The sequence below is a fragment of the Burkholderia pseudomultivorans genome (assembly GCF_902499075.1).
Lineage (GTDB): Bacteria > Pseudomonadota > Gammaproteobacteria > Burkholderiales > Burkholderiaceae > Burkholderia > Burkholderia pseudomultivorans.
Window position 1 is genome coordinate 1 of the sequence record NZ_CABVPP010000124.1, and the last position, 2271, is coordinate 2271.

General features: G+C 60.5%; 2 protein-coding genes. Both read left to right on the forward strand.

What is annotated here, in order from left to right:
• Positions 1–76: 76 nt before the first annotated feature.
• Positions 77–1228: a porin gene (locus BST28156_RS34395; RefSeq protein WP_174904568.1), complete on the forward strand. Its 1152-nt coding sequence runs from the start codon at positions 77–79 to the stop codon at positions 1226–1228.
• Between the two features lie 453 nt (positions 1229–1681).
• Positions 1682–2271: DUF4158 domain-containing protein (locus BST28156_RS34400; RefSeq protein ID WP_146123107.1), on the forward strand; the 590-nt coding region annotated here is incomplete at its 3' end.

The window sequence follows — 2271 nt, forward strand, 5'->3', positions numbered from 1 at the left end:
CCCCGCTCGTGGAGCCGCGCGCGCCAAGGGCTGAGCCGCCTTAGCGTACGATTTTTTCCGAATTCTGAAGCCACCCCTGTACGGGATCATCGACAGTGGCATCAATTACACCAGCAATGTGCAGACGGCGCGGACGGCGGCCGGCCTGGTCGGCGGTCGTCATATCGCGATGATCGAAGGCGGGTCGGCGGGCCTGCAGGGGAGCCGCTGGGGGCTCAAGGGCAGCGAAGATCTCGGCGGCGGTCTCAAGGCGCTGTTCGTGCTGGAGAGCGGCTTCTACAGCAACAACGGCGTGCTGAACCAGGGGGGCGCGATGTTCGGGCGGCAAGCGTATGTCGGCCTGAGCCATTCGATCGGCACGGTCACGCTCGGTCGCCAGTACGATCCCGTCGTCGACTTTTACGGGCCGTTTCTCGCTGCGCCGCAGTGGGGCGGCTACATGACGTCGCACCCGGGTGACCTTGATAATGCACTCAATTCGCGGCGTATCAACAATTCGATCAAGTTCCGCAGCGCAAGCTACCGAGGGCTGACGGTCGAAGCGATGCTGAGTCTCGGCGGCACCGCCGGATCCTTCCCCACCAACTGGATCTGGGGTGCCGGCACGTCGTATGCGGCGGGGCCGTTTTCGTTCGGTGCGGGCTACCTGAACGTCCGCAATCCGAACACGTCGTTCTTCGGTGCAAATCCGAATGCCGGCCCGGCGACGAGCAACAACCTCGGCAGTGCTGGCAGTGCAACCTCACCGGAGAGTAATCCCGTGTTCGCCGGCTATGCGTCCGCGAACCGGCTCGAAATCGCCGGTGTCGGGGCGGGCGTGACGCTGGCCGCACTCAGCGTCAACCTCGCGTATTCGAATACGCGCTTCGAGGGGCTGGGCTCGGCGTCGGGGCCGAATGCGCTGCGTTACGCGGGCACCGCGGCGTTCAACAACGTTGAGATCAACGCGAGATATCAGTTTACGCCGTCGCTGCTCGCTGGGGTTGCCTACGACTACACGAGGAACGGCGGTGCCGGTGGCAAGGGCGGCGCAAACTATAACCTGGTCAGCGCGGGTGTCGACTACTTCCTGTCGAAGCGTACCGACGTTTATACGGTGGCCGTGTTCGAGAAGGCGAGCGGGACGGATTCGCTCGGACAACCGGCGGTTGCGCAGATCACCGGGTTGACACCGTCCGCGACCGACAGGCAGGTTTCCTTGCGGATTGGGTTGCGTCACAAGTTCTGAAGGGGCGGCTGAGGGCACAATCGGTGCGCAAAAACCGATTGTGCATTCGCTCGTGTCATTGAAATGCCGATGAAGTTGTCGGCGGCATTCATCGATCTCTTAAATGGCGTGATGCCTAGTGCGTCGACGAGGAATTGGTGAGTGCTGCCATGCTTGCGCTGGTTGTTAATTGGAATCCATCGCTTGGCTAGGACAACGAGTCAAATTTGACATAAGCTAAACTAGCAATTTTTTAGGGTCGCAAGAAAAATACGTCTTCGGGCCAGATGCGGCCGCCGCACGGGCGTGCCCCGAATGACCGCCTCGCGCCCGTTTTGTTGCCCCGACTCGTTGTCGTTCTGACACCATCCTTAGGCGATCGACGGCTACAGCTGCCATCCCGACTTTCCCTGTAGCACTTCAATTTTTACCTCGCTACGCTGGGCCGCTCTCATCATCGATGCGGAGCCGCTGATGGATCACTGGCGATTGGCTTATCTCGGAATCCGGCAGGTGCCGCGCGAACTGAGCGAATTCGAGCTCGCCACATTCTTCACGTTCTCCAAGCGGGAGCGTGTCGCCATTGATTCACGACGCACGGACCTTTTTCGGCTCGCGGTCGCATTGCACATCGGCTTTCTGCGTATGACCGGCCGGCCGCTTGGCTCGTACAAGCAGATCCCCACTGTTCTCTGGCGACATCTTGGCCGACAGCTGAACGTGAAACCGCCAGACCTCGGCACGCTACGTTCACTTTACGATGGCAACCTCAAGACCTTATCTGACCACCAGCGCTTTGCTCGGGACGCCATCAATTTTCGCGCCATCGCGGAACATCAACGTCGGTATGTGATCCGTTGGCTCAAAGAGCAACTCACCGGCCGCCCAGAGCGCGGCCAGTTGACGAACGATCTCAAACGTTGGTTCTACGAGCATCGCATCGTTATACCACCGGAGCGCATGCTCAGGCAGTTTGTCGTCCAGGCTGTACGCGACATTGAGGGGCAACTGCACGGCGCGCTCGAGCAGGCTGTAGGTATGGAAAAACTCGAGAGTTGGGCGCG